The 21,120-nt window shown below is 40.8% G+C and carries 18 protein-coding genes and 1 pseudogene; all 19 read left to right on the top strand.

The features are described from left to right. The first annotated feature begins 83 nt into the window (after positions 1–83). Entirely contained in the window at positions 84–878 is a 795-nt protein-coding gene (locus E7303_RS15015) for a transporter substrate-binding domain-containing protein (protein WP_292146219.1), read from the top strand. A 115-nt stretch (positions 879–993) separates the two neighbouring features. Then, positions 994–1,938, top strand: a complete 945-nt coding sequence (gene fmt, locus E7303_RS15010) for a methionyl-tRNA formyltransferase (RefSeq protein ID WP_292146218.1) — start codon at positions 994–996, stop codon at positions 1,936–1,938. Positions 1,939–1,989: 51 nt separating this feature from the next. Further along, positions 1,990–2,700 carry a zinc metallopeptidase gene (locus E7303_RS15005; protein WP_103869175.1) on the top strand — a complete coding sequence of 237 codons (711 nt, stop codon included), beginning with the start codon at positions 1,990–1,992 and terminating at the stop codon, positions 2,698–2,700. Between the two features lie 65 nt (positions 2,701–2,765). Beyond that, entirely contained in the window at positions 2,766–4,163 is a 1,398-nt protein-coding gene (gene rsmB, locus E7303_RS15000) for a 16S rRNA (cytosine(967)-C(5))-methyltransferase RsmB (protein ID WP_292146216.1), read from the top strand. A gap of 18 nt (positions 4,164–4,181) precedes the next feature. Continuing rightward, positions 4,182–5,249 carry a 23S rRNA (adenine(2503)-C(2))-methyltransferase RlmN gene (rlmN, locus tag E7303_RS14995; protein ID WP_292146215.1) on the top strand — a complete coding sequence of 356 codons (1,068 nt, stop codon included), beginning with the start codon at positions 4,182–4,184 and terminating at the stop codon, positions 5,247–5,249. Between the two features lie 51 nt (positions 5,250–5,300). Beyond that, the gene (locus E7303_RS14990) at positions 5,301–6,062 is read left to right on the top strand and encodes a Stp1/IreP family PP2C-type Ser/Thr phosphatase (protein WP_022776141.1); all 762 of its coding nucleotides are present in this window, start codon (positions 5,301–5,303) and stop codon (positions 6,060–6,062) included. Further along, positions 6,055–8,091, top strand: coding sequence for a Stk1 family PASTA domain-containing Ser/Thr kinase (gene pknB / locus E7303_RS14985; protein WP_292146214.1), 2,037 nt, complete (start codon positions 6,055–6,057; stop codon positions 8,089–8,091). Before E7303_RS14990 ends, pknB begins: the two co-directional genes overlap by 8 nt. 7 nt (positions 8,092–8,098) lie before the next feature. After that, positions 8,099–9,019, top strand: coding sequence for a ribosome small subunit-dependent GTPase A (gene rsgA / locus E7303_RS14980; protein WP_103869178.1), 921 nt, complete (start codon positions 8,099–8,101; stop codon positions 9,017–9,019). An 11-nt stretch (positions 9,020–9,030) separates the two neighbouring features. Continuing rightward, entirely contained in the window at positions 9,031–9,606 is a 576-nt protein-coding gene (locus E7303_RS14975; RefSeq protein ID WP_022776137.1) for a histidine phosphatase family protein, read from the top strand. A 113-nt stretch (positions 9,607–9,719) separates the two neighbouring features. Continuing rightward, on the top strand, positions 9,720–10,874 hold the full coding sequence (nagA, locus tag E7303_RS14970; protein WP_292146213.1) for an N-acetylglucosamine-6-phosphate deacetylase: 1,155 nt from the start codon (positions 9,720–9,722) through the stop codon (positions 10,872–10,874). A gap of 204 nt (positions 10,875–11,078) precedes the next feature. Continuing rightward, positions 11,079–12,449, top strand: a complete 1,371-nt coding sequence (locus E7303_RS14965) for a sodium-dependent transporter (RefSeq protein WP_292146212.1) — start codon at positions 11,079–11,081, stop codon at positions 12,447–12,449. Between the two features lie 155 nt (positions 12,450–12,604). Next, the gene (locus tag E7303_RS14960; protein ID WP_292146211.1) at positions 12,605–14,497 is read left to right on the top strand and encodes an EAL domain-containing protein; all 1,893 of its coding nucleotides are present in this window, start codon (positions 12,605–12,607) and stop codon (positions 14,495–14,497) included. A gap of 86 nt (positions 14,498–14,583) precedes the next feature. Further along, entirely contained in the window at positions 14,584–15,411 is an 828-nt protein-coding gene (locus tag E7303_RS14955) for a patatin-like phospholipase family protein (protein WP_292146210.1), read from the top strand. 13 nt (positions 15,412–15,424) lie between these two features. Then, on the top strand, positions 15,425–16,435 hold the full coding sequence (locus E7303_RS14950) for a glycoside hydrolase family 5 protein (protein ID WP_292146209.1): 1,011 nt from the start codon (positions 15,425–15,427) through the stop codon (positions 16,433–16,435). Between the two features lie 28 nt (positions 16,436–16,463). Continuing rightward, positions 16,464–18,527 carry an oxidoreductase gene (locus tag E7303_RS14945; RefSeq protein WP_292146208.1) on the top strand — a complete coding sequence of 688 codons (2,064 nt, stop codon included), beginning with the start codon at positions 16,464–16,466 and terminating at the stop codon, positions 18,525–18,527. Positions 18,528–18,671: 144 nt separating this feature from the next. Continuing rightward, positions 18,672–19,727 (top strand): FIST signal transduction protein, encoded by a 1,056-nt coding sequence (locus E7303_RS14940; RefSeq protein ID WP_292146206.1) that lies wholly within the window; start codon positions 18,672–18,674, stop codon positions 19,725–19,727. An 11-nt stretch (positions 19,728–19,738) separates the two neighbouring features. Beyond that, positions 19,739–20,704: a methyl-accepting chemotaxis protein gene (locus E7303_RS14935; RefSeq protein ID WP_292146205.1), complete on the top strand. Its 966-nt coding sequence runs from the start codon at positions 19,739–19,741 to the stop codon at positions 20,702–20,704. A 153-nt stretch (positions 20,705–20,857) separates the two neighbouring features. After that, positions 20,858–20,980: a hypothetical protein gene (locus E7303_RS14930; RefSeq protein ID WP_292146204.1), complete on the top strand. Its 123-nt coding sequence runs from the start codon at positions 20,858–20,860 to the stop codon at positions 20,978–20,980. Positions 20,981–21,050: 70 nt separating this feature from the next. Continuing rightward, positions 21,051–21,120: pseudogene (locus E7303_RS18185) on the top strand (IS607 family transposase); the annotation flags it as partial.

The raw sequence follows: 21,120 nt of genomic DNA, 5'->3' as shown, positions 1-21,120 counted from the left end.
TCTATAAGAAATATGATTACCTGCTGTGATAATTTTAGGTAGGTTTTTATATACAATGTTTGTACTTACAAAGGAGGATATTTATGAAAAGGATTCTATCACTGGCACTGACAACAATTCTTGCAACATCTCTTTTGGCCGGATGCGGCGCTAAAAAAAGTGATGACCACCTGGCTCGTATCAAAGAGGCCGGCAAGATCACAATAGCTACTGAAGGTGTGTGGGCACCATTTACATACCATGACCCTGATACAGATGAGCTCGTTGGATTTGACGTAGAAGTGGCAGCAGCTATCGCTGAGAAGCTCGGTGTTACACCTGAGTTTAAGGAAGTTGCTTTCGACGGCGGTCTTACAGGTGTTTCAACAGGTACATTTGATATGATGGCTAACGGTGTTGATGTTACTGATGAGCGTTCCGAGACCTTTGATTTTACTGAGGCCTACGCCTATGACCACGCCGTAGTTGTTACTCTTGCATCCAATACAGATATCGCGTCTTTTGATGATCTTAAGGGACACACAACAGCCAATTCTGCAGGCTCAACCTACGAGGCTATGGGAATCGAGTATGGAGCAGCAGTATCCAATGTTGATACTTTGGGCGAGACAATGACTCTTGTACTTAATGGTACAGTTGATGCTACAATAAATGCCAACACTTCAGCTCAGGACTACTTCAATACAACAGGAACTACAGAGCTTAAGGTTGCAGCTGTTGATCCAGAAGTTACAAAGTATGCAGTTCCTCTTGCAAAGGGAAGTGATAATGATTCTCTCAGAGAAGCTATCAACCAGGCAATTGTTGATCTTCGCGCAGAGGGGAAGCTTGCTGAGATTTCAAAGAAATACTTTGGCGCAGATATCACTGCAGAGTGATTTGCTTAAGCACCTTGTCGATGTACAAAAGAAGCCTGAAATGGTAAACTAATATTTACCGTTTTAGGTTTTTTTATGCTACTTAAAACTATTTGCTTTTAATAGGAGATTTGATATGAAGATAATATTTATGGGCACTCCGGACTTTGCCAGGACGGCGCTTGAAAAAATAATCGAGGCAGGGCACGAAGTGACTTTAGTTGTCACGCAGCCGGATAAACCAAAGGGAAGAAGCGGAGAGCTGCAGGTATCTGACGTCAAGGCCTGTGCTCTTGAACACAATATTCCTGTATTTCAGCCTGTAAGGATAAAGCTTCCGGAGAACGTTGCGGAGCTGAAAAAATATGAGGCTGATATATATGTGGTTGCAGCCTTTGGACAGATCCTTTCACAGGAAATACTGGATATTCCTAAATTTGGATGTGTCAATATCCATGCATCGCTTTTACCAAAATACAGAGGAGCTGCGCCTATTCAGCAGGCAATCCTTGATGGTGAGGAGAAAACTGGCGTGACTATCATGCAGATGGCAGCAGGTATGGACACCGGTGACATTCTGATCCAAAGAGAGATCACAATTGATCGCGATGAGACAGGCGGCGGCCTTTTTGACAAGCTTTCAGTTCTTGGAGGAGAGCTTATTGTAGATGCGCTTCCGATGATCGAAAGAGGTGAGCTTACACCTGTTCCACAGGATGAAGCCAAGGCTACAAAGTGCGGTAAGCTTTCAAAGGACATGGGAAGAATTGATTTTAATAAGGATGCGGAGACTATCTTCAACCTTGTTCGAGGCCTTAATCCATGGCCTTCAGCCTTCACTTCACTTAATGGCAAGATGCTTAAAATCTGGAAGGCAGAAGTGGTAAAAGAGCTTGATGGCGTAGATGGAGCTGGTGCAGCGCCTGGAGAAGTTGTGGCAGTTTATAAGGACAGCTTTGCTGTTAAGACAGGTAGTGGTTATCTGAAAGTTAAGGAACTTCAGCTTGAAGGAAAAAAGCGCATGCTGGTAAAGGACTTCCTTCTTGGATACAAGCTTGAAGAGGGCACTAAATTAGGCTGATAACATTATATGTGGTAGAATTAATGTATTCATAGGAAAGAGGCGATTTGAATGTATTACGGATATGGTTACGGATATGGATATGGCATGGACCCAATGTACATATTGGTCATTATCATGGCTATACTTTGCATGGTTGCCAGCTATAGAGTTAATTCGGTTTATAAAAAATACAACAGAGTCCGCAGCATGAGCGGTATGACAGGTGCACAGGTCGCAATGGAGATACTAAGGCGAAATGGCGTCAGTGATGTAACTGTTCAGCATGTTCCGGGGGACCTTACAGATCACTATGATCCAAGGACCAGAGTTGTGAATTTGTCAGATGCAACCTATGGTTCCAATTCAGTAGCAGCTATAGGGGTAGCTGCCCATGAATGTGGCCATGTAATGCAGCATCAGAATGGATACCTTCCGCTCCAGATAAGGTCAGCCCTTGTTCCTGCAGCCAATATTGGTTCCAAGGCAGGTGTTCCCCTTATCATTTTGGGAATGTTCCTTAGTATTTCACCGCTTATTTCTATAGGAATCTGGGTATTTTCATTGGCAGTTCTTTTTCAGGTTGTAACACTTCCTGTTGAGTTCGATGCATCTCACAGAGCTCTTGTGATGCTTGAAGAGTATGGAATCCTTGGTCACGAGGAAGTAGCGGATTCAAGAAAAGTGTTATCTGCTGCAGCCATGACATATGTGGCAAGTGCAGCGGCAGCAGTTGTTCAGCTTTTAAGGCTTGTAATGCTGAACAACAGAAGAAGAGACTGATGAGCTTTTTACGGTATCAGATCTTTTTTGATCAAATGAGGGGAGTTCCCGTTTAGGGAGAGGTTATGAGTAATATCAGAGAAATAGTTTTAAGTATACTAATGGAATATGACAGGGATGGCAAAAAAAAGCCATCCCTTTTAAAGGATGCGCTGGAAAAGTACGACTATCTTGAGACAAGGGATAAGGCCTTTATCAAAAGAGTTGTAGACGGATGCCTTGAGAGACAGATACAGGTAGATTACGTTATTGATCAGTTTTCCAAGACAAAAGTTTTAAAGATGCAGCCCCTTATCAGAAATATCATCAGGATGGGAACCTATCAGATAATGTTTATGGATCAGGTCCCTGACAGCGCTGCCTGCAACGAGGCTGTAAAGCTTGCTTCCAAGCATAAGTTTGATGGACTTAAGGGCTTTGTAAACGGTGTCCTCAGGAACATAGCAAGGAACAAAGACAACATAAAGTATCCTGATAAGGATGGCTCTTCGAGCATAGAGTATTTGTCAGTTTTTTATTCAATGCCGCAGTGGCTCTGCAAAATGTGGGTTCAAGAATACGGTTTTGAGAAAACTGAAAAGATTCTTCAGTTCTTTTTAGAGACAAGACCAACTGTCCTTAGAATCAACATGTATGAGGCAAAAGACAAAGAGGCTCAAAAGAAGATCAAGGATGAACTGGTAGAAGAGATTAAAAAGACAGGGGCACAGGTTAAGGACAATAACCTCCTTTCCTATGCTATAGAACTGGAAAAAACTGATAACATCAAGTTTTTACCTGGCTTTGATGAGGGCAGGTTTGCAGTTCAGGATGTAAGCTCCATGCTTGTTGCAGAGATTGCAGGAGTAACTGAGGGGCAAACAGTTGTGGATGTATGCGCAGCTCCCGGTGGAAAAACCACCCACGCTGCAGAAAAAGTGGGGAAAAGTGGCCGCGTTCTTTCAAGAGATGTGTCAGACAGAAAGTGTGAGCTGATACTTGAAAATGCTGAGAGACTTGGTCTTGATAACATCGAAGTAAAAGTTTCAGATGCCAGGATCCATGATGGAAACCTTGGTGATATGGCAGATGTTCTGTATCTTGATGTTCCCTGCTCAGGTCTTGGTATCATCGGAAGAAAGAGCGATATAAAGCTTAATACTTCTCAGAAAGCTCTGAGCGAGATTGAAGCTTTGCAGTGGGAAATCGTAAAGGCTTCCTGGGATTATGTGAAAAAGGGCGGTACAATGATCTACTCCACCTGTACTGTCAACAGAGCTGAAAATCAGAAAGTAGTTGAGAAAATTTGTCGCGAATTTCCTTTCGAAATGGTGGATATCTCAGAGGTTGTTTCAGATATCTTTAAGCCTGAAAAAGACTCAGATATCATGAAGTCAGCAAAAAAAGGATATATTCAGCTGCTCCCCGGAGAGTATGGCACTGACGGATTCTTTATTGCAAGACTTCGCAGGAAAAGTGATTGAAGAAATAAGGTAAGTATAGTGAATAAAGATTTAATAAAAGCACCAAATGGAAAAACAGATATCAAATCCCTTACGCTTCCTGAACTGACAGAATGCGTAAAGGAGATGGGCGAGCCTAAGTTCAGGGCTGGTCAGCTCTATGACTGGATGCACAAAAAACATGCTGCCAGCTATGATGATATGTCCAATATCTCAAAGTCCCTGAAAGAAAAATGCCGTGAAAACTTTGAGTACACTTCACTTAAGGTAGTGGAAGTCCTCGAGTCAAAAGTAGATGAGACCAAGAAGTTTTTGTTCGGGCTCTCTGATGGAAACATCATTGAGAGCGTATACATGAAGTATAAGTTTGGCGTAAGCGTATGTATCTCATCTCAGGTAGGCTGCAGGATGGGCTGCAGGTTCTGCGCATCAACACTTGATGGCGTTGTAAGGAATCTTTTACCCTCAGAGATGCTGGATCAGATCTATTCGATCTCAAGATATACAGGTCAGAAGATTTCCCGCGTGGTTGTTATGGGAAGTGGCGAACCTTTGGATAACTATGACAATCTCTTAAGGTTCATAGATCTTTTGACCAATGAAGATGGACTTAACCTTGGCCAGAGAAATCTTACGGTTTCCACCTGCGGAATCGTGCCAAACATCCTTAAGCTTGCAGATAGGAACCTGTCCATAAATCTGGCCCTTTCTCTCCATGCATCCAACAATGACAAGAGAAAAGAGCTGATGCCTATTGCCAATAAATATAGTCTTGATGAAGTTCTTTCTGCCTGCAGGACTTACTTTGAGAAAACAGGAAGGCAGCTTACTTTTGAGTACTCCCTTGTAAGTGGTGTCAATGACACGGATGCAGATGCAAAAGAACTGTCGGAGCTTTTATCGGGATTTAATTGCGTGGTGAATCTTATTCCCGTAAACCCTATAAAGGAGAGAAGTTATCAGCCTACAGACAGGACAGGAGCGCTTGCTTTTAAAAATAAACTTGAAAAAAGCCGAATAAATGTTACTATTAGAAGAGAAATGGGCAGGGATATTAATGGAGCCTGTGGACAACTTCGTAGGCGCCATTTGGAGGAGACAAATTAAGTACCTGCTTATTTTGTTTGATGAAAAAAGTAATTGCTTGGGAGGCAGGATTTGCTAAAAACTTTTTCCGTTACGGATATTGGAAAGAAGCGAAAACTTAATCAGGATTATGTATTTTCTTCTGACAGGAAAATAGGAAATCTTTCTAATGTGTTTATTGTTGCTGATGGTATGGGCGGACATAATGCCGGTGATTACGCATCAAGGTTCACAGTGGACACAATGGTTGAAGAGATAGAAAAGTCTTTTGAACAGAGCCCTGTTAAGATTCTTGAGAATGCTATCAAGACTGCTAATCACAAATTGAGGGAAAAGGCAGCAGAAAATCCCAGCTTATTTGGTATGGGAACGACAGTTGTGGCGTGTACCGTCCTTGGCAGATATCTTCAGGTAGCGAATGTTGGAGATTCAAGGCTCTACGTCATCAATGACAAAATCACCCAGATTACCAGAGACCATTCGCTTGTGGAGGAAATGGTCAGGATGGGAGGCATTGACAGAGAAACAGCCAGAACCCATCTTGATAAAAATATAATAACCAGGGCTATCGGTGCCACTGAAACAGTAGACATCGACTTTTTTAACGTTGAATTAAACCGTGGTGATATTGTGCTCATGTGCTCTGACGGACTTACGAATATGCTTGAAGATGAAGAAATACGAATGATTGTAAGTGGTCAGAGAGATATTATAGAGAAGGCCCAGAAACTTGTTGTGGCAGCTAATAACAATGGAGGTAAGGATAATATAGCCGTTATCCTGATTGAACCCTTTGCTGAAGAACTGACACGCGACGGAGGACTTAATGATTAAGATAGGAATGATTATCGGCGACCGATATGAGGTACTTGAAAAAATAGGTACCGGCGGAATGTCCGATGTTTATAAAGCAAAAGATCATAAATTGAATCGTTTGGTTGCAGTTAAGATTCTCAAACAGGAATTTTCCGAGAATGAGAACTTTGTATCCAAGTTCCGTGTAGAGGCGCAGTCTACTGCCGGACTTATGCATCCAAATATTGTTAATGTGTATGATGTTGGAGATGAGGATGGCATCAACTACATTGTTATGGAGCTTGTTGATGGCATTACTCTCAAAAAATATATTGAGAAAAAGGCACGTCTTTCTGTTAAGGAAGCAGTCAGCATAGCTATTCAGGTAGCTATGGGACTTGAGGCAGCTCATAACAACAATATTATTCACAGAGATATTAAGCCTCAGAATATTATGATCTCCAAGGATGGTAAGGTTAAGGTTACGGACTTTGGTATTGCCAAGGCTGCAACCAGCAACACTATCACTTCCAACGTTATGGGATCTGTGCACTATACTTCACCTGAGCAGGCAAGGGGCGGATACAGCGATGCCAAGAGTGATATCTATTCACTTGGTATCACACTTTTTGAAATGCTCACAGGAAGGGTTCCGTTTAATGGAGACACTACAGTAGCTATAGCGATCAAGCATATTCAGGAGGAACTTCCAAGCCCCTCTGATTACAACGATGATATCCCTATCAGCGTTGAGAAGATCGTACTTAAGTGTTGCCAGAAGAGCCCTGACAGAAGATATCAGAGCGCAGCAGAGCTTATTACAGACCTTAAAAAGTCCCTTATCACTCCGGACAAGGATTTCGTGTCACTTGTTGATCCTGATGAAGAGGGTGCAACAAGAGTTGCTACATCAGAAGAGAGCAAGGCAGTTAAGGGCGAGGACAGATTATCTGATACAGAGCAGATGCGCCTTAACCGTGATGTTGTCAGAGAGTATGACAACAAGGATTATGATGATTACGACAGGGATAAAAAGAAATCCCGTAGAGATTACGATGATTTTGATGATGATTACTACTACGAAGAGAGAAGAAAACGCTCATCATCAAATGGCGGAAGCCAGGATAGCAGCAGAATAGAAAAGATGACAGTTGTCATGGCAATTATTTCTGCTATTCTTATCGGATTTATAGTTATAGTGCTTGTAGGAAGAAGTATTGGAGTTTTTGGCTCAGAAAGCGCCAGCGAGAGCGCATCAGAGGCTTCAAGTGCTGCTTCATCTGCCACATCAGAGTCAGAAACGGCTGATGGTATTTTGATACCTGATGTAAATGGCAAGACCTATGCTGAAGCTAAGTCAATTCTTGATGAGAAGGGCTTTAACGTAGAAAAGGCTGAGGATACAGCCAATACAGCTGCCAAGGATACTGTAGTTTCAACAAGTCCGGCAGCAGGAGAACGCGCAAAATCAGGTTCCAAGATCACTGTTTATGTTAGTAGTGGAGCCAACTACAGTGCAAGCGCAGCAACTGAAGTTTCTGTTGCTAAGGCTGATGGACAAGTTACTGTTCCAAATATTATCGGAATGACTTCTGAAGAGGCTGTTATTACTCTTGTTGAGGCAGGACTTCAGGAAGGCACAATTGTAGAAACCAACAATGAAGATTCAAATCTTACAGGTCTTATCTGTGCACAGAGCATAGCTTTTGGTACCTCTGTTTCTGCGGGAACAGTTATCAATATGGAACTTTCAATAGGACCTGCAAGTGTTACATACAGTTATAACGCTGATATTTCAGCACCAACTGAAGGTGAGAATTACACCTATGGTATTCCGGTCAAGGTTACACTTGTAACATCTGATGGAACAACACTTCTTAGTACAACAACATCAGATTTCCCAGTTCAGGGAACTTATAAGGGTATCACATCACCTACCGGAACTATTACTTTTGTTTATACTGCAACTACTCCGACAACTACCAATGCTGAGACTGGTGAGACTACCGGCGGAGAAAGTGTAGAATATACAGTTACAAGAGCTGTTACATTCACCCAGGAGAGTTGATCATTAGATGCGAGGAAAGATTTTAAAGGGGATTGCCGGCTTTTACTACATAGAGACTGTTGAAGAAAAAATCTATGAGTGTAAGGCAAAAGGCATCTTTCGCAAAGACAATATAAAACCCCTTGTTGGTGATGATGCCAATATCGACATCATTGATGAGGAAAAGAGGTTAGGCAATATAACCGAAATTCTTCCAAGAAAGAGTCAGCTACTTAGACCGCCTGTTGCCAATGTGGATCAGGCGGTTATTTTGTTTGCTATAGTTAAGCCTAATCCGAGCTTTAATCTTTTGGACAGATTCCTTATCATGATGAGGGGGCAGAACCTTCCTGTCATCATTTGCTTTAATAAGCAGGATATAGCCACAAAAGAGGAACAGGAAGAACTCACAAAAGCCTATGAAAAATGTGGATATAAGGTTCTTTTCATAAGTGTAAAAGAGGAAAAAGGGCTAGATGAGCTTAAGGCTCTTTTAAAGGGAAAGACAACTACTCTTGCCGGTCCAAGCGGCGTTGGCAAGTCGTCTCTTTTGAATAAGCTGGTTCCGGATGCTGATATGCAGACAGGAGAGCTAAGTAAAAAGATTGAAAGAGGAAAGAATACTACCAGGCATTCAGAGCTCTTTTACGTAAAAGAGCTATCTGATGGTGACGGATTTGATACATTTGTCATAGATACTCCGGGATTTACATCACTTGAGCTTCGCGATGTGACCAAGGAAAATCTGATGGAGTACTATCCGGAGTTTGAAGAGTATGAGCCCCAGTGCAGATTTGGAGGCTGTTCTCATATAGCAGAGCCTGATTGCGGTGTGAAAAAAGCCCTTGAAGAAGGCAAAATTTCAAAAGTAAGATATGAGAACTATAAGGTTTTGTATGATGAGCTTAGAAATGCAAGACCGGATTACAGCAAAAAAGCAAGGAGATAAGAAAAGTTTTTATGAAGATATATGTAACAAGACATGGACAGACTGATTACAACGCAGAGAGCAGAATGCAGGGAAGGCTTGATATTCCCCTTAATGAAAAGGGCAAAGAGCAGGCAAGAGCTACCAGAGAAAAGGTTAAGGATATAAAGTTCGATGCTGTTTACAGCAGCCCTCTTATCAGAGCAGTTGAGACTGCTTCAATCGTAGGAAATATTGCAGAAGATCAGATCATAAAGGATGAGAGGATCTTAGAGGCAAATTTTGGTAAATATGAAGGTGTTGTGTATGGTAAGGTTGGCCTTCCTATGACAGGATACTGGGGAATACCTGAAATATTCCCGGCACCACAGGGAGTTGAGACAATTCCTGAAATGATAGAACGTACAAGTTCATTTTTGTCTGAACTTGAAAAGAAGGATTATGAGAATGTTCTTGTGGTTTGTCATGGCGGTATCATCAGAGTTTTAAGAGGATATCTTCAGGATATTAAAAGAGGTTATATCTGGAGACCTCGTCCAAAGAACTGCGAGATTTTTGTTTATGAATCAATTGATGGAAAACACAGACTTGTAGATGACATTAAGTGATGAATTGATCAGGCAGATATAGAGTCATAGATGGCATTAGATGATGAATTGATTAGTGACAGATATAGAGTTATAGATGGCATTAAGTGATGAATTTATGGGAGGAAGATGTCATGATCATTGCTAATGGATATGTTTATAGAGATAACAGTGAATTTGAAGATTGTAACGTAGTGGTGAGTGATGGCAGGATAAGCAGGATATCACCTAAAGCTGTGACTGGTGAAGATGAGATCATTGATGCTTCTGACTACTTTGTTATCCCGGGGCTTATTGACCTTCATTTCCACGGCGCTGTGGGCGAGGACGTATGCGATGGCACTGTCGAAGGCTTTAAGAAGATCGCTGAGTATGAGCTGAAAAACGGCATTACTTCCATTTGCCCTGCAATGATGACACTTCCTGAGGAAGAGCTCATAAGTGATATAAAAACCGGTAAAGAGTTCAGGGATGGTGATGGCAAAGATCACAGTCGCTACGCTGAGCTTCTTGGTTTTAACATGGAGGGACCCTTTATCAGCCCTGTCAAAAAAGGAGCTCAGAATGAGGAATTCATAAAGAAAGCTGATGCAGCTATGGCAGAGCGTTTTATAGAAGCAGGTGATGGTCTTGTTAAGATCATAGGACTTGCTCCGGAAGAATCTCCTGACTATGCGGAATATATAGAAGCGGTCAAGGACAAGGTCATAGTATCACTAGCTCATACTAATTCAGATTACGAGACTGCTATGAATGCCATAGAGCACGGAGCAAGCCATGTGGTTCACCTGTATAATGCTATGACCGGCCTTACACATAGAGCTCCCGGAGTTGTGGGAGCAGCTTTTGACAGCAAGAAGGTCACCAGTGAAATCATCTGTGATGGAATCCATATTGCTCCGGCAGCAGTGAGAATTGCCTTTAATGAAATTGGTGCCGACAAGATGGTGCTCATTAGCGACAGCATGAGAGCAACAGGCCTTGAAGATGGCATCTATACTCTTGGCGGACTTGATGTTGAGAAAAAGGGGAGCTTGTGCACCCTTAAAGGAACAGACACTATAGCAGGTTCTGCAACAAATCTTTTTGACTGCATGATAAACTGCCACACCAAGATGAACATTCCTCTTGGAACAGCAATTGGTGCTGCCACCCTTAATCCAGCCAAAGTACTTGGAGTATCGGACAGACTTGGCAGCATTTCAGAAGGCAAGCAGGCAGATATGCTTATTCTTGATAAGAATTTCGGACTTAAGCATGTTATCAAGAATGGAATAGTCGTTTATTGATAGATGAGTGATCAGGAACAATTGTCATTAAAGAGACAGAGGGAAGACAGAGGGACGGTTCTTTTGACTTATTGTAAGCAATAAGTCAAAAGAACCGTCCCTCTGTCTTCTCATTTTACGCTTTTCGCTATAGTAGCTGGTATTAAAATGCATTGTATGGTATCATGAAGGTCTGTGTAAAAAATAATTTAGGGGTTTAAAGCGATGAAAGAACGTGAAAGTTTGGGAAGCAGACTTGGATTTATTCTGCTATCAGCCGGATGTGCTATAGGTATTGGGAATGTCTGGAGATTTCCTTACATGGTTGGTGAAAATGGTGGAGGAATCTTTGTTTTGTTCTATGTACTGTTTTTGCTGATCCTAGGTGTTCCGATCATGACTATGGAGTATTCCATGGGCAGAGCCTCGAGAAAAAGTATTATGCCGGCATATAAAATGCTTGAAAGAAAAGGCAGTAAATGGCATTTGATCGGATATATGGCAATGGCAGGTAACTACATTCTGCTTATGTTTTATTCAGTGGTTTCGGGTTGGATGCTTAGATATTTTGTACTTATGGTAACAGGAGCTTTTGATAAGGCTGATATTGATGGAGTACAAAATATATACAAGAACATGATGAATAGTCCGTATATTATGATACTGTACATGGTCATTACTATGGTGATCACGATTGTCATTTGTTCATCAGGACTTCAAAACGGTGTTGAGAAGATCACCAAGTTTATGATGATAGCTCTTATATGTATCATGATCGTTCTTGGAATCAATTCACTTATACTGCCATCGGCAAAAGAGGGCATAGCTTTTTATTTAAAGCCTAACATTGCTAATGTAAAGGCAGTGGGAATTGGAAAAGTTTTGTATGCTGCACTTAACCAGAGCTTTTTTACTCTTAGTCTTGGAATAGGCAGCATGGAGATTTTTGGAAGTTATATCGAAAAGGACAGGAGCCTTGCTGGCGAAGCCATTCTTGTAGCAGGTCTTGATACCTTTGTTGCGGTAGTGGCAGGACTCATCACTATTCCTGCATGTTTTGCCTATGGTGTTGCACCAAATAGTGGACCAAGCCTTATATTCCTTACACTTCCTAACGTATTTATCTCACTTCCTGCAGGAAGAGTATGGGGGAGTTTGTTCTTTCTCTTTATGTATTTTGCAGCGCTTTCTACTATGGTAGGTGTATTTGAAAATGACGTAAGCTTTTTTATAGATATACATAACACAAACAGAAAAAAAGCTGCATTTATTGCAGGGGCAATAATTACGGTAGGTTCTGTTCCATGTGCCCTTGGTTTTAATATTCTTAGTGATTTTCAGCCTCTTAAGGCAGGAAATACAGTGATGGATCTTGAGGATTTTATACTGAGTAATCTTATGCTTCCAATCGGAGCACTGATATGCTGTATTTTCTGTACGACTAAATATGGCTGGGGATTTGATAACTATCTTAATGAGGTCAACTGTGGTCAAGGACTTAAGATAAGCAGAAAACTAAGCTGGTATTTTAAGTATGTTCTTCCTGTGATCATAGCGTTTTTGATAGTATATGGACTGGTAACATATTTCAAGTAATACAAAGATCCTGACTTTTTGAGAAACTTAAAAGAGTTTTTCACGAAGTTAGGATTTTTTAATAGTATTAGTATAAAAAGAGGTGTATCATGATTATATGAATAAATATACTTAATAACGATTATGTTATTGTATAACTCTTAGGGAGAGTTCTTATGTACGATTTGAGCTATGCAATTCCAAGTTTATTGCTTTTGATTCTTTTTGTTGGGTATTATTTCTTACTCCCACGAGTTCCCAACAGAATGAATCATACTTTTTTCATGCTTCTTCTCGTGGAAGTGAGTACAATTGTTCTTAATCTTATTTCCTCATGGGTAGATATGTATTACATGGACTACTCAAAGGAAATCGTTGCTATTTCTAATGCGTTATTCTTTTGCATGTTCTATCTTAGAGGCTACGTGTTCTTTTTGTTTACCTTGTCAGTTGTAAAAGTAGAAGAGTATTATACAGGAGCTTTGGGTTTTCTTAAGCGAATCCCTCTTCAGCTCTGCATATTACTTGCCCTTACAAGTCCGTGGACCCATTATATCTTTTGGATTGGTGATGACGGGTATCATTCAGGACCGTATTATGAGGTTCTTTATCTTGAATTCTGGATGTATATATTGCTTTCTGTACTTATTATCCTAATCAATAAAAATATGATCCAAAGAAGAGAAAAGATAAGTCTCTTGTGGTGCAATGCAATTCTTTTTCTAGGCACTTTGTTCAGACTGTTTCTTCCGCAGATACTTATGATGAATACCTTCTGCGTTTTAGCAGTTACCATTTTGTATCTTTCATTTGAAAACCCTGATTTCTGCCTGGAGAGACGTTCCAAAGTATTTAATTCAAGAGCTCTTAGAGACTATATTGAAGAGGTAAACGGAAAAAAACCTTATAGGATACTGTCATTTGTCATCCATAACTACAGGGACATAAGAGATATATACGGCGCAAGGCAGATGAATGAAGGTATTTACATGATCGGGAGCTATCTAAGAGAAACCTTTCCTAAGGTCATGGTGTTCTATTACGGCAGTGGACGATTTGCTCTTATTGCAGGTGAGGAATTAGAACTTGAGAGTGAAAAAATCAGACATATCATTGAAGAGAGATTTGATTCCCCATGGATCTCTGATAATGCAGAGCTGTATCTCGATGTGAGTATGGTATATATAAATCCCGGAAATAAGGCGCAGTCTGCGGATGTTGTATTTAATGCCCTTACTGAGAGTCTTTCACAGCTTTCAAGGGCAGGAAGTGAGTCTTTTGTTACTTTAGGTGAAAAAGAAATCCGCGACACTGAAAAGGGAACAGTAGTAAAAAGAAATCTTGAAGCAGCAATTGATAACGATCTTGTTGAGGCATTTCTTCAGCCCATAGTAGAAGCCAAGACTCATAAGATAGTTGGGGCAGAAGCACTTGCAAGGATCAGGGATAGTGAAGGCAAGCTTATTCCCCCTGGACTTTTTATTCCTATAGCAGAGAAAAATGGCAGCATAAATCAGCTTGGAGAACAGGTCCTTGACAAGGTATGTAAATTTATTGCCGAGAATGACATTGAAAAGATGGGTCTTAACTGGATAAATGTTAATCTTTCCCCTATTCAGTTTATGAGGCAGGATCTTAGTCAGAGACTGACTTCAATAGTATCTGCGCAAGGAATAAACTCTTCATACATACATTTAGAGGTAACGGAGCAATCCATGGTAGACGATATTCTTTTGCTAAAGCAGATCAAGTCTATTCAGGAAAACGGATTCTATTTTGTTCTTGATGATTATGGAAGCGGCTACTCTAACATTGCAAGGCTCAGGAGATGCCCTTTTATCAATGTAAAAATAGATATGAGTCTGGTGTGGGAATATGTAAAGTGTCCGGATGAGATGCTTCCCAATATGGTCTCTACCTTCAAAAATCTTGGCTTCTCCATTACTGCGGAGGGAATAGAAAATGAGGGAATGGCTAAAATGATGACCGATATCGGGTGTGATTATTTACAGGGCTACTATTTTGACAAAGCCCTTACTATGGATGAATTTATAGCAAAATATTCATAGAAGTGTGATAGAATAGATAAGAAAGCTAAAAGAGCTGTCCTTTAGTGGGACGGCTCTTATTTGGGTAAGAAACTTTGGAGAATCATATGAAGACAGCACTGGTTATGGAAGGCGGCGCAATGCGCGGTATGTTTACCTGCGGCGTATTGGATGTCCTTATGGAGAATGGTATTTCTTTTGACGGGGCAGTAGGAGTGTCCGCCGGCGCGACATTTGGATGCAATATCAAGTCTAGGCAGATAGGAAGAGCTTTAAGGTACAACAAAAAATACTGTAAAGACAAAAGGTATCACAGTATAAGATCTCTTTTAACTACAGGTGATATCTATAACGTGCCATTTTGCTACGACGAACTTCCCTATAAACTCGATAAATGGGACATAGAGACTTTCAGTAAAAACCCAATGGAGTTCTACTGCGTTGCGACTGACATAAATACAGGAAAGCCTGTTTACCACAAGTGTGAGACAGGTGGGAAAGAAGATATCATATGGATTCAGGCCTCTGCGTCAATGCCGCTGGTTTCAAGACCTGTCGAGATAGACGGAGGAGTTTACCTGGATGGAGGCATATCAGATTCTATTCCTCTTAAGTTTATGGAAGGCCTTGGATATGATAAAATCTTAGTTATCGAGACCCAGCCCAAAGACTATGTCAAGGGCAGGCAGAAGTACATGACTTTAGTCAGATGGATGCTCAGAAAGTATCCCAATATGATAAAGGCCATGGAAGAGAGATATCTCATGTACAATGAGCAGAAAAGGTATGTGAGAGAAAAGGAAGAGAAGGGTGAGATAGAGGTTATAAGACCGCTTGCGCCCCTTAATATCAGTCCTGTTGAGACTGATGAAAAAGAGCTGGAAAGAGTATATCAGCTTGGAAGAGCTGAAGCTTTAAAATACTTAAACAAATAGACGGAGGTAGTGTATGAAGAGGTTTGACGGATTTATGTTTGGCGCCAATCTTGGTGGCTGGCTGTCACAGTTCGATGAAGACACAAAAGAGCATTTTGACAGCTTTATCACAGAAAAGGATATTGTAAGGATCAAAGAGGCAGGTTTTGACCATGTCCGTGTTCCTGTTGATTATGTAGTGATCGAAGATGAGCAAGGGGAGCCCATCGAGAGCGGCTACGAATATCTTGAGAATTGCGTTGAGTGGTGCAGACGCGCAGGACTTAACATGGTTCTTGATCTTCATAAGGCATATGGTTATTCTTTTGATCCACTTGATAAGGGAGAGAGTAAGGAAGCTTTCTTCTATGATGAGAAGCTTCAGAAGCGTTTTTACAACACATGGGACACAATCTCAAAGAGATTTGCCAAAGATGCTGATATGTTGGCTCTAGAGCTTCTTAACGAGATCGTATCACCTAAGGTTGTAAAGGAGTGGAATGAGATAGCAAAAGAGGCTGCTCTTACTATCAGAAAAAATGCGCCTACTGCTTATATCATCATCGGCGGCGTATGCTACAACAACGTAACAAGTGTACCTCTCCTTGATAAACCAATTGATGACAGGATCGTTTACAATTTCCACTGCTACGAGCCATTTATCTTTACTCATCAGAGAGCTTACTGGGTAGAGAATATGCCTAAGGACTTCGTAGTTGAATATCCTGGCTCACTTGAGGATTACAGGGAAAAGTCCAAAGAGCTTTCACCTGATCTTGCAGATGCCATCAACAGAGGAGAGATCACCGAGATCGGACCTTCATATTTTGAGAGGATTTTTGTTCCTGCTGTTGAGAAAGCAAAGGCTGAGAATGTATGCCTTTACTGTGGTGAGTATGGCGTTATTGAGCTTGCTGATGTGGAGTCTGCAAAGAGATGGTTTGCTGATATCCACAGTGTTTTCGAGAAGTATGAGATAGGTCATGCTGTTTGGAATTACAAGGAAAAAGATTTTGGGGCAACAGTAAATAAGTGCTTTTTTTAATAAATTGACTTTGGGAGATTTACAGGCTATGGATAAGAGATTAGAACCACTTTTTACAAAATGGAAGATTGGAAATGTGGAGATTAAAAACCGTATTGTTTTAACTTCCATGGGTGGAACTGATTTATTTGGATGGATGGAAAAGAACCATTTCGACAAGGCTGGAGCTGACTTCATACTTGAAGTGGCTAAAAATAATGCGGGACTTGTTCTCCCGGGATGTCAGCCTGTTTACAATCCAATGTTTGGTCAGTGGCTCTACAGCAATAAAAAAATGTATCAGGAACTAAAAGAATGGATGCCAAAGCTTCATGAGACAGGCGCCAAGCTTTTTGTCCAACTTACTGCCGGCTTTGGCAGGTCTTTTACCGTAAGTACCATGATGGAGACCTTGTACAATAATAAGGCTCTCAGAGTTTTGTCAAAGCCCTTTATGGACCTTGATAAGATAACAGCCTCTGCAAGTGCTTCACCTAACAGATGGTCTGATAAGCTGCCTTCGAGGGCACTTACTGTAGAGGAGATCAGGGAGTATGTCACAGCCTTTGGTAAGACTGCGCTTCTTTTGAAAGAGGCCGGAGTCGATGGCGTGGAAGTACATGCTGTTCATGAAGGCTACCTTCTTGATCAGTTTACTTTGCCTTACGTGAATAAAAGAACTGACGAATACGGTGGAAGTTTTGAGAACAGATACAGATTTGCTGTGGATATCGTAAAAGAAATAAAGAAAACCTGTGGAAAAGACTTCCCGGTTTCTCTGCGTTACAGCGTTGTCTCCAAGACAAAAGGTTTTAGAGAAGGCGCACTTCCCGGTGAAGATTATGTAGAAGCAGGAAGAGATTTTGAAGAGTCCAAAAGAGCTGCAAAGTACCTTCAGGATGCCGGCTATGATATGCTCAACTGCGATAATGGTACGTATGATGCCTGGTACTGGGCTCATCCACCAATCTATATGCCTGAAAACTGTAACCTGGAAGATGTTGAGAATCTTAAAAAGTACGTGGATATCCCTGTTGTCTGTGCCGGAAGACTTGACCCAAGAGTTGCTGCAGATTCAATAAATGAAGGCAAGCTCGATGGAGCCGGTTTTGCAAGACCATTCCTTGCTGATCCTGAATGGGTTACCAAACTTATGGCAGGAAAAGAAGAGGATATAAGACCATGTATTCTTTGTCATAATGGCTGCTTTAATATGTGCCACTATAAGGGCGTGCCAAATGATCAGAAATTATCTGATTCTCTTCATCTTGCAAGATGCGCTGTAAATGCCGAAACTATGCAGAAGGACAAACATCACATCAAACCTACCAAGCACCCAAAGAAGGTTTATATCATCGGCGGTGGCATTGGCGGAATGGAAGCTGCAAGAGTCCTTAAACTCAGAGGTCATGAGCCTGTAATTTATGAAAAGGCGGACAGACTTGGCGGAACATTTATTGCTGCAAGCGCTGAGTCATATAAGGGAAAACTCAGAGATCTTTTGGCGTGGTATCTTCGAAAAATGGATGAGCTTGGAATAGAAGTTCATTTGAATGAAGAGATAACTGACCTTAAGAAATTCGGCAAAAGCGATATCCTGATCGCCACAGGTTCCAAGGCAAGGGTGTTGAGAAACGTTCCGGGACATGAAAAAATGGTGGAAGCCTGCGAGTTTCTTACCGGTACAGAGGTCGGAGAGACAGTAGCTGTAATAGGCGGTGGACTTACAGGATGCGAGATCGCATATGAGCTTGCACTTAAGGGCAAAAAGCCTGTTATTGTAGAAATGAAGGATGACCTTGTTTCACAACCGGGAGTATGCCTTGCAAACAGCTCATACCTCAGAGAATGGTTTGCTCTTCACAAAGTTCCGGTTTACCTTGAAACTTCACTTAAAGAAGTCAGGGATGGCAATATCCTTGTAAAGGACAAAGAAGGTAAAGAATTTGAAATAGAGTGTGATAGTGTTATCAGCTCTGCGGGTTATATTCCTAATCCTCTCATTAAGGACAGTGATAGAACCAGCAATATTGATTTTATTGGTGACTGTAAACAGATAGGTAATCTTAGAAGCGTAATATGGAGAGCTTATGAAGTTGCCATGAGAATATGATAATAGCCCCCTATGGAAACATAGGGGGTTTATTAAATTTTAATATAATTTTAATCGAAAAACAGTATTTAAGTGGACGTTTTTTTTCATATTGATGGTACAATGTTTATGATGCCTTTTAAATACTTTCAAAGGAGATGTTCTATGAAGACCTTTTATGGAAAAAACGCTCAAGGTAGCGTATCAGAAGCAGTACATGGGCTTGTTTCACCAAAGCTGATCATCATGATGAGTAATGCTGATAAGTTTGAAGCAAATGTTGAAACACTTGAGAAACTATATCCAGGTGTTCCAAGTATTGGCTGTATTGCCATGGGATATGATACAACTGTTGTGGAAAATGGCGTTTCGATCACAGCCTTTACAGATGGAGTTACAGTCAGTACAGGCGTTCTTGAAAATGTTTCTAAGGCGCCTGCAAGGTATATCAAGAGAATTACCGAGGATGTTGAATCGGTAAGACCCGGAAAAGACAACACAGCAATCATCGATTTCTGTGCTGCCAATGATGCTGCAGTTCTAACAACTCTTTCAACTCTTGTAGAGAAATACAACCTCCAGATCATGGGAGCTACAGGAGATGCCGGAAAGGTATCAGTTAATGGCAAAGTATATGAAGATGCCATGGTATACGCAGTAATTAAGAATAACGGCGGCAAGGTAAAAACATATAAGGAAAACATTTACGCTCCACGAGATAATACTCAGCTTATCGCATCTAAGACAGATAAGAGCAAATATTATCTTGGAGAATTAAACGGACGCCCTGCAAAGCAGGTATATATCGAGCTTACAGGAGCTCCTGAGAACGACGTTGTAAACCAGACCTTCAAAAATCCTTTTGGAAAAATGGTCGGTGATGACGTTTGTATCGTTTCATTAAAGGACGTATCAGGAAATGGTCTTATTCTGTACAGACAGATCAACGACTCGGATATCCTCACAATTCTTGAGATGCGTGATCCTTCTGAAGTTGCTCAGGCAACCATAAATAAGATCAAGAATGATTTCAATCATGTATCAGCAATCTTTTCAGTAAATTGCATATTCAGATATCTTGTATTTGAGGAGAGAGGAGGCCTTTCTACATACCTTAACAAGATAGGAACCCTTGGAACCTCATGTGGACTTGTAGGATTTGGCGAACATTATAACACGCAGTTTGTTAATCAGACCATGACATGTGTGGTATTCGAATAAGGGAGATAAATATGTTTGAAATGTTTGGTAAAAAGAAAAATGAGACAGTAACCGAGAATGTAAATAAAGATGCTGAAGAGAAAAAAGCATTGGAAGAAAAGATGGATTCTTTGATCTACATCGCAGATTCCATTAAAAGCTTCCAAAAAGATCTTGTTCAGAATGAAGTGAATTCTCTTACTGAGATTCATGACATGGGCGAGGCTGTTGATGATGTAATTGACAGCAACACCAAATTAAGAGACAGGATGGAGAACTTCAACGAGAAGTTTGCTGAGGTTAATCAGAGCGCTTCTAAGTTTGAAGATGTTAAGCAGAACATCTTAAACAGTGTTCAGAACGCACAGGATAAGGTTGGAGAGCTTAAGGATAATTCAAATGAAGTAAGAGCAAGCTTTGATGAGATGGCTCAGGGCTTTGAAAACTTTAAGGAATCAGTTAATCAGATTTCTGATTACATGAAAAAGATCATCAGCATTGCATCCCAGACAAACCTTCTTGCCCTGAATGCTTCAATTGAGGCTGCAAGAGCAGGTGCTGCAGGAAAGGGATTTGCTGTAGTTGCTACAGAAGTAAGAGAGCTTGCAGATGAGATCAAGGTAATGATCGATCAGGTAAATGCTTCTATTGACAATGCAAATACTGAGAGTGAGAAATTATCTGTTCTTATGGAAAATTCCATTGCAGCAATGGATAAGTCACTTCAGGGTGTAGAAGAAACAAAGGAGACATTCGATGAGATCATCGAAAGCACAGACGGAGCCAATGCTGTACAGCAGGAAATCGCAGATACTACTGATGTAGCTGCAGATGAGCTTCACCTCATTGGATCTAATATCGATGATATCAACAGAAAGTACGATGCTCTCGTAAACCAGCTTGAAAGAGTCAATCAGCTTGGAACCACAAAGAGTAGCGTATTCGAGCACATCGATAACCTTGTTTCCCAGATCGAACCAATTGTAAAGTCCAAATAACAAATAGTAATTCGCGTAGTTAAGTGATAAAACAGAAAGTCGTCGGTGCAAAGCACTGACGACTTTCTCTTTGTATTGTGGTAGTATTTATATGTTTAAAAGAGATAATGATTATTTTCTTGTATTTACTACAGTGAACAGGGAGAATTTTTTATGGACAGCAGATTTAAGCAGCTTTTGGAAATGGCAAAAGTATACAGAATGCCTGGGGACAGGGTGATCAGATACATCTACATTCCTGAGTTTTTTAATCTTTTCAGGAGAAATGTTAAGTAACCTAAGATATTGACCAATGTGATTAAATGTGTTTAAATGTGTTTAAATGTACTCGAAGGAGTGAGTTATTATGAACACATCAAATATCACAAATTACAAGCCAAAAGATTTTGCCGAACTATTGGGTGTTTCCGTTAAGA

The sequence above is a fragment of the Butyrivibrio sp. genome (assembly GCF_015056685.1).
Lineage (GTDB): Bacteria > Bacillota > Clostridia > Lachnospirales > Lachnospiraceae > Butyrivibrio.
The sequence above is the reverse complement of the archived record's forward strand: the minus strand, read 5'-3'. Positions and strand labels throughout refer to the sequence as shown.

Excerpts from the sequence above, each read along its gene's own strand:
- E7303_RS14975 (WP_022776137.1), top strand. The coding sequence starts at position 9,031 with ATGAAGATATATGTAACAAGACATGGACAGACTGATTACAACGCAGAG.
- fmt (WP_292146218.1), top strand. The coding sequence starts at position 994 with ATGAAGATAATATTTATGGGCACTCCGGACTTTGCCAGGACGGCGCTT.
- E7303_RS14955 (WP_292146210.1), top strand. The coding sequence starts at position 14,584 with ATGAAGACAGCACTGGTTATGGAAGGCGGCGCAATGCGCGGTATGTTT.
- E7303_RS14950 (WP_292146209.1), top strand. The coding sequence starts at position 15,425 with ATGAAGAGGTTTGACGGATTTATGTTTGGCGCCAATCTTGGTGGCTGG.
- E7303_RS14935 (WP_292146205.1), top strand. The coding sequence starts at position 19,739 with ATGTTTGAAATGTTTGGTAAAAAGAAAAATGAGACAGTAACCGAGAAT.
- rsgA (WP_103869178.1), top strand. The coding sequence starts at position 8,099 with ATGCGAGGAAAGATTTTAAAGGGGATTGCCGGCTTTTACTACATAGAG.
- E7303_RS14940 (WP_292146206.1), top strand. The coding sequence starts at position 18,672 with ATGAAGACCTTTTATGGAAAAAACGCTCAAGGTAGCGTATCAGAAGCA.
- E7303_RS14930 (WP_292146204.1), top strand. The coding sequence starts at position 20,858 with ATGGACAGCAGATTTAAGCAGCTTTTGGAAATGGCAAAAGTATACAGA.
- E7303_RS15015 (WP_292146219.1), top strand. The coding sequence starts at position 84 with ATGAAAAGGATTCTATCACTGGCACTGACAACAATTCTTGCAACATCT.
- nagA (WP_292146213.1), top strand. The coding sequence starts at position 9,720 with ATGATCATTGCTAATGGATATGTTTATAGAGATAACAGTGAATTTGAA.
- E7303_RS14945 (WP_292146208.1), top strand. The coding sequence starts at position 16,464 with ATGGATAAGAGATTAGAACCACTTTTTACAAAATGGAAGATTGGAAAT.
- E7303_RS15005 (WP_103869175.1), top strand. The coding sequence starts at position 1,990 with ATGTATTACGGATATGGTTACGGATATGGATATGGCATGGACCCAATG.
- rsmB (WP_292146216.1), top strand. The coding sequence starts at position 2,766 with ATGAGTAATATCAGAGAAATAGTTTTAAGTATACTAATGGAATATGAC.
- pknB (WP_292146214.1), top strand. The coding sequence starts at position 6,055 with ATGATTAAGATAGGAATGATTATCGGCGACCGATATGAGGTACTTGAA.
- E7303_RS14960 (WP_292146211.1), top strand. The coding sequence starts at position 12,605 with ATGTACGATTTGAGCTATGCAATTCCAAGTTTATTGCTTTTGATTCTT.
- E7303_RS14965 (WP_292146212.1), top strand. The coding sequence starts at position 11,079 with ATGAAAGAACGTGAAAGTTTGGGAAGCAGACTTGGATTTATTCTGCTA.